Source organism: bacterium (assembly GCA_021158245.1).
Taxonomy (GTDB): domain Bacteria; phylum Zhuqueibacterota; class QNDG01; order QNDG01; family QNDG01; genus QNDG01.
The window spans coordinates 1-6780 of the sequence record JAGGVB010000203.1 but is presented as its reverse complement, the minus strand read 5'-3'; the positions used below and the strand labels follow the sequence as shown (position 1 = coordinate 6780).

The window sequence follows — 6780 nt, the reverse complement described above, 5'->3', positions numbered from 1 at the left end:
TACATCTCCTGTTTTCCCGAGAGCTTCAACCTGACGTGTAAAAACCTGATCATAACTGAAATCATTTGCAACAGCAGTCAAAATTGACGTATCAGTTGTAAGTGCAATTGCAGGAAGAGCCTTTCTGTTTATAAGAAAACGGCCGATAAATTCCGCAGCAATGTGCTGGCTGTCAGCAGCACTTCCGCCGTTTCCGCACACAAGAACTTTGCCCCCCTCCTCAATGGATTTTACAATCAGATTGATCGCTTTTTCAATATTCTGCCACTGAGTTTCAGCAGTTCTGAGCTTAACCTCTGCACTTTTTTTAAACTGATCTTGTATTTCTATATGCAAATTATTCATAGATTCACCTCTTGCGGAATAGTGACAGAAAGCCTCCCTGCCTACTTTTAACAGGTTGAGGATCCCCGATATCAATTTCTTCGCCTGCAACTGCTTTAGCAGGATTTTTCATAAAAAGATTTTCAGCTCTCTCTTTGCCGAATTTATCATTAATAATTGAAAAACTCTTTTTCAGGCTCATGGGCCTGGATGCAGGGTTGTGGCAGTCACTTGCAACAAAATGGACAAGATTGTGCTCCAGCATGAGCATTGCAGTTTCTCTCGGCCTTCTGCCGAAAGCGCCTGCAATACTCCCGGAATTTATCTGCATTAATACTCCCCTGTTTATAAATTCATAAACAACCTGAGGCTTCTGCATAATAACAGCATTTCTTTCAGGATGTGCAAGAATCGGGTGAACTCCTTCAAGATTCAGGTTAAAAAATATCTCTCCAACATCAGAAGGCATATGCGCCATGGGGAACTCTATTAAAAGGTATTTGCCGTTATTGTTAAATGTGGCAATAGGAGAATGAAAATCAAAATTTGCCGTGCTCATTATTTCAGATGCAAGCCACAGAGATATGCCGAGGCCCTCCTTTGCAGCGAGTTCTTTTAATTTCAGAAATTTCTCTATGTATTTCTTTTCCAGCTCAGGAGTAAGATTCTCAAGTACATGAGAAGTACACACAACCCCGTGAATCCCTTCCAGGACACCGCCCCTCAGGATCTCAAGAGATTCGTTAAAATTCCCCGGCCCGTCATCAACTCCGGGAAGCAGGTGTGTATGAATATCTATCATTTAATCAACTCTTTTCCAGCAGAATGAACAGCATCTGCAAATTCTTTTATCATGTTTGTTCCATTATCTTCAATTACTGTTCCAGTAACAATAAACGATGCGCCCATCTTAACTTTTGTTTCTGCCTGCTTCGGATCACGTATTCCGCCGCCTACAATAACCGGTATAGAAACAGATTTACAAACATTGGAGACTACTTTATCCGGTACAGGCTTTAATGCGCCGCTTCCAGCTTCAAGATAGATCATTTTCATTCCCAGAAACTGTGCTGCAAGTGCATGAGCCGCTGCAATATCAGGCTTATCAGAGGGTATGGGTTTTGTATTGCTCATGAACTCTACTGAAGTTATCTTTCCCGATTCAATCAGCATATAACCTGTGGGGATTGTTTCCAATCCTGTTTTTTTAATAATCGGCGCTGAATATACCTGTTCTCCAATCAGGAACTGAGGATTCCTCCCGCTTATCAGGCTCATAAAAAGTATAGCATCCGCTTCTTTTGAAATCTGGTACGCCCCTCCCGGGAAGAGCACTACAGGAATGTCAACCCTTTGTTTTATTTCTGAAATCAGTAAATCCAGCTGGCCTGCTGAAACAAGGCTCCCTCCGATAAAAATAACGTCAGCTCCTGATTCGCATGATTTTTGAGCAGTATTAATAAGTTTTTCCCTGCTTCCCGATTCAGGGTCGATAAGCACAACATATCCTGCTCCGTGCTTTTTTATACCTTTTATTAAAATATCTAAAACAGACGACATAGTTCTACCTTGTATAAAATAGTTTTTTACTCTGCCTTATTTATCTTTTTTATCTTAATTGTACAAAAAATATTTAACTTACTTTCTTTATTCTTTCAGTTTTACAAATATTCAGATGTGATGCCGTTTCTTCATCTTTCGGAATTAATAATTTATCAATAATTTTCGCCCCTTCATAATCAATTTTTCTCACTGGATCAGGAATAATAAAATATTTTTTCAAATTATCCCAATCAACATTTCTTATTGTTACTACATTCCCCAAATAAAAACTCACCCAACTTTCTCCTAATCTGAAATTGGGTTCTACATGGTTCAGCTTTCTTCTTGAAATATCAACATACTCATCATCCAATTCAAAGCCGATGTAATTTCGTCCTAATCTTTTTGCAGAAATAGCAGTTGTTCCTGTTCCCGAAAACGGATCTAAAACAATATCGGCTTCATCAGTTGAAAGCAATATAAGCCTGTCCAATAAATGAATGGGCAATTGACAAGGATGCGGATCTCTTTTTTTATTATGCTTTATTCTGTGAATATCAGTCCAGACATCAGAAACTAAAGGCCCGAAAGGATGTAATTTATCTTTTTTCCCTCCGTAATCTTTAAGTAAAAAGCCCTGTTTTCTGTCTCTTTTGTGTGGATAACGAAGTTCGTAAATTTTTGTTTCTTTTTCTTTTTTCCCGTAAAACAAAATACCGTAATGAGCCGGTTGCAATGATTTTCCCATAGGTGCTGTTGGTGCGTCCCACGAAATCCAATGTTTGAAATAAGCAAATTTATTTAAAAAAGCAGCATAATAAGTTAACCATTTAGGAATATTGTGCAAAAAAATCGAACCTGTTGGTTTTGTAACTCTTACCATTTCAAAGATCCACTGTTCACACCAATTAAGATATTCCCTAAATTCAAGACTATCAGTATAACTTGTATATTTCTTTTTTAAATTAAACGGTGGGTCGGCAAATGTCATATCCACAGAATCATCAGGAATATCTTTGAATAAATCTAAACAATCACCTTGTATTATCTTATTATTATATTTTTCTATTTTACTCATTTCTTTACTACCTTTTCAATTAACAATCCTTCAAATCTTTTCAATTCATCTTTATGAAAAGTAAATACATCTTCATAAGCTGTTACCATTCTTTTTAAATCACCCTTGCGAACATACCAACCTATTCCATCAACAAAACCGATAAATGTAGCATTGGGATAATGTTCTTTTATCAAAGTATCAATTGATATTTCTGTTTTTGATTTATCGCCTTGTCCCGACGATGTCGTAGCAAGAAATGAACTTTCTGCTATAATAATAGGATTTTTTTTATTTGGAATAATAAAATCCATTGTTCTTTTGTTGTCAGGAGCATTGTCAATAAGTTCTGTCAAATCACCTGTTTCCCAAGAAATGCCAAGATTTTTTAATATTCCTTCAACAACTGTTTCAGGATTATTTCTTCTTTTACCGGAATAACTACCCTTTTCTTTGTATCTTATTAAAGTATCAATCATTTCGGACATTTCAAACTTCAACTTTGAAATACTTAATTTTTTCAATTCAAACAAAGGAATTGTATCGGCAAGAAACGTAACTGAAGCACCTTCAAAAAATATATTAATGATTCCTTTTCTAAAATATTCGTTTTGCTTAATTAGATTAATAATTTTACTGTCTGACCACTCCTGAATATTATCCGGATTAGCCTTATTATACCATTTTTCTTTGTAAACAAGATTATTTAATTCAGGTATATCAACAATCCTGATTATTGTAGTAAGGCGTTTTAAATACTCATTCGAAAACCCAGTTAATGCTAATAAAGCTTTTAAGCCGTTTTCTTTTTCAGAAATTAAATCTTCAAATATTTCTTTTTTAAGTCCTTCGGTTTCGATCTTATTTTTTACATTTAAGAGTGTTTCTTTTAAAGAATTCACATACCCTTCATAATCTTCTTCAAATTTAGGATTGAAAAAATAAAAAGTATTTTTCTGTATTACGGTTTGAAATTTATCTTCAGTCGTTTTTTTCATTTTATTTTCTTTCAAAAATCAGAACATATTCTTCTTTCATCGTGTTACGCATACCTTTAATTGGCTTTAATATGCTTTTCACCAAACTCATATTATATTTCTGCGCTGAATTAATAACACTTTGTTCAAGTCTTATTCCACCTGTTTGATTTGTATTTGAGCCAATTATAACAACAAGATATTTATTCTTTTTGAGAACTCTTGATGCTTCACTTAAAAATTTATCAATATCATTAAAATAATTCTCAAGCTTTTCTGATTTTGTTTTTCCTTTTAATCCAATCAATTTACTCTTTAATTTTTCCGTATCATAGCCAAGATATTCTAACTGGTCTTTATCATTTTCAATATAATCAATTGCAAATGAATATGGAGGTGATGTAATTATCCCATCAATTGATTTATCGGGTAATTCTATATTTAAGGCATCTGATTTTTCTAAGATAGTAACATTCCCCAATCCATCGTTATTAAAATATCGGTTTGACAAAAGCCCTTTAACCGTTTCAATATATCTTTTCAATACTTTACTGAAAAGTTGTCTGTGATTAGAGCGAACTACTCTTTTTGAATATCCCAATGCATCAAGATATGCAAGAAGCGATAATTCGTATATCTTCCTTTTATCAATATCAATCTTTTCAATCTTGTTAATTATGTTTCTTTGTGAAAAAAAATCAAATAATTTATCTTCGTCTAATTCTATTTCATTAAAAATATCAAGGTTAATTTTTAATGCATCATATTTGGTCTTCACCATAAATCTGCAAAACGGACTAACGTCTATAGCGTATGAGTGAATCCCCATTAATGCAGCTTCGATATTTGTCGTTCCGCTTCCAGTCATCGGGTCAAGGATTGTTTCGCCTTTCTTGATTCCCAAAATATTTATTAATCCCTTTACCAATTGAGGATGAAACTTTCCCCGATATGGGAACAAACTATGCGTCGCATAGCCTGTTGAAAATAATCCGTTTTTAAAATAAGAGTTTGCTGTTGAAGTTCTGTTTTTACTTACTTCTTCAGGTATTTCGGAATACCTTAAAAAATGCAGACTCTCTTTTCCTTCAAAAGTTTTGGTATAAGCAGTTCTTTCAAGATACTCATGTGAATTAAGTGTTTTGTATTCTAAATAAGCTAATTCAAGCTCAAATAGTTCTGTCACTGACGGCAATAACTCAACTTTATTTCCGAACAACTCCTGTGTAGGTGTAGATATTTGATAAAACTTACTCATAAAATTTTTCTCCTTAATTCCCTTAGCATTACAAATATCTGCAAAAAAAATTAACTCTCTGTCATCTTCTTCACAATTTCAGGAGCAGCCTTAAGGGCTTCTTCCAGTTTTTCAGGATCCCTGCCGCCTGCAGTTGCAAGATGGGGCCTTCCTCCGCCCCCTCCGCCTGTAATTGCAGCAACCTCTTTAATAATCAGGCCGGCATTTAATCCTTTCGATTTTATAAGGTCATCAGTTACAACGCATACAAAAGTTATTTTGCCGTCTTTTATACTTCCCAGAACCCCAACTCCTGATTTTAACATATCGCGAAGTTTATCACCCATTGTCCGGAGTTCGTCACCTGTTTCAGCATCAACCCTTCCGAATGCAACAGGTACGGAACCCGCATTTACAGCATCTTTAACTATATTTTCCAGAACCGACGACGCTGAAGAGTACTGCATTCTTTTAATTCTTCGCTCAAGATTTTTTCTCTCTTCTATGAGGTTTAAAATTCGGGATTCAATCTCCGGCTGACTGCATTTTAAGAGAGATTCAATCTTTTTGATTGTATTTTTCTCTTCACGCAGAAGCTCGTCTGCTGCAGATCCTGTTACAGCTTCTATTCTTCTTACTCCTGCTGCAACAGCCTCTTCTTTTACAATCCTGAAATATCCTATTCTTCCGGTTCTGTCAATATGAGTCCCGCCGCACAGCTCCATTGAATAGTTATCCACTTTTACGACTCTGACCCGGTCTCCGTATTTCTCTCCGAACAGGGCAACCGCACCGTCTGCCTTTGCTTCGTCATAGGATTTTACAGCAAAGGATACTGCAAGGTCATTCATAACCTGCCTGTTTACCTGCTTTTCAACTTCATTTACCTCCAAATCAGTCATCGCATTGTAATGGGTAAAATCAAAACGGAGGTGATCAGGTGTTACAAGAGACCCTGCCTGATTTACATGCTCCCCAAGAACGTTCTTTAATGCTCTGTGCAGAAGATGAGTTGCAGTATGGTTCCTTGCAGTTGCGTCACGCATCTCTTTATCTATTTTTGCACGGACATCGGGATTTGTTATGCTGCTTCCCTTAATGAATTTTCCTATGTGGAGAATCTGGCCGCCGCTCTTTTGAGTATCTGTTATCCTGATGGAAAAGTCCTCACCCTCAATTATTCCCCTGTCTCCTGTCTGTCCGCCTGATTCTGCATAAAACGGTGTGCGGTCAAGAAGAAGAATTATTGAATTTTCTTCCTGGTTGATTTTTCGTATAACTGCATCCGATTCTGTCTCTTCGTATCCGGTAAATTCGGAATCTTTTCCCTCTGTAATCTGCTGCCACTCTAAGTTCTGCCCTTTTCCAAAGGAAGCGGCACTTCTGGCTCTCTCCCTCTGTGCCTGGAGCTCCTTTTCAAAACCTTCTTCATCTATATCAAGATTTTTCTCTTCTGCAATTATTTTTGTAAGATCAACCGGGAATCCGTAAGTATCGTAGAGTTTAAAAACATCTTTACCTGGAATAATCTTTTTGCCTGAGTTGAGAACAGCCTGTGATATATCATCAAAAATTTCAAGGCCTCTGTCAAGCACGTCATTAAACCTCTCTTCTTCCGATTTTATAACCAGTGTTGTATGCTC

Annotated in this window: 7 protein-coding genes; all 7 read right to left on the bottom strand. The window is 36.2% G+C overall.

Annotation, left to right across the window (positions count from 1 at the left end):
* Positions 1 to 345, bottom strand: a 345-nt coding sequence (locus J7K93_12455) for an SIS domain-containing protein (protein ID MCD6117821.1), incomplete at its 3' end; no start/stop codon positions are given.
* Positions 346 to 349: 4 nt separating this feature from the next.
* Positions 350 to 1126, bottom strand: a complete 777-nt coding sequence (locus J7K93_12450; protein ID MCD6117820.1) for a hypothetical protein — start codon at positions 1124 to 1126, stop codon at positions 350 to 352.
* A complete protein-coding gene (locus J7K93_12445) occupies positions 1123 to 1884 on the bottom strand; it encodes a geranylgeranylglyceryl/heptaprenylglyceryl phosphate synthase (GenBank protein MCD6117819.1) in 762 nt (253 codons plus the stop codon). Before J7K93_12445 ends, J7K93_12450 begins: the two co-directional genes overlap by 4 nt.
* 73 nt (positions 1885 to 1957) lie before the next feature.
* Positions 1958 to 2944 carry a site-specific DNA-methyltransferase gene (locus J7K93_12440; protein ID MCD6117818.1) on the bottom strand — a complete coding sequence of 329 codons (987 nt, stop codon included), beginning with the start codon at positions 2942 to 2944 and terminating at the stop codon, positions 1958 to 1960.
* Entirely contained in the window at positions 2941 to 3921 is a 981-nt protein-coding gene (locus J7K93_12435) for a hypothetical protein (GenBank protein MCD6117817.1), read from the bottom strand. The genes J7K93_12440 and J7K93_12435 overlap by 4 nt, the downstream gene beginning before the upstream one ends.
* Before the next feature lies 1 nt (position 3922).
* Positions 3923 to 5158 carry a hypothetical protein gene (locus tag J7K93_12430; protein MCD6117816.1) on the bottom strand — a complete coding sequence of 412 codons (1236 nt, stop codon included), beginning with the start codon at positions 5156 to 5158 and terminating at the stop codon, positions 3923 to 3925.
* A 50-nt stretch (positions 5159 to 5208) separates the two neighbouring features.
* Positions 5209 to 6780: alanine--tRNA ligase (gene alaS, locus J7K93_12425; protein MCD6117815.1), on the bottom strand; the 1572-nt coding region annotated here is incomplete at its 5' end.

What these genes read in the sequence shown, in the direction of transcription:
- J7K93_12450 (MCD6117820.1), bottom strand. Translation starts at nt 1,126, where the DNA reads ATGATAGATATTCATACACACCTGCTTCCCGGAGTTGATGACGGGCCG.
- J7K93_12445 (MCD6117819.1), bottom strand. Translation starts at nt 1,884, where the DNA reads ATGTCGTCTGTTTTAGATATTTTAATAAAAGGTATAAAAAAGCACGGA.
- J7K93_12440 (MCD6117818.1), bottom strand. Translation starts at nt 2,944, where the DNA reads ATGAGTAAAATAGAAAAATATAATAATAAGATAATACAAGGTGATTGT.
- J7K93_12435 (MCD6117817.1), bottom strand. Translation starts at nt 3,921, where the DNA reads ATGAAAAAAACGACTGAAGATAAATTTCAAACCGTAATACAGAAAAAT.
- J7K93_12430 (MCD6117816.1), bottom strand. Translation starts at nt 5,158, where the DNA reads ATGAGTAAGTTTTATCAAATATCTACACCTACACAGGAGTTGTTCGGA.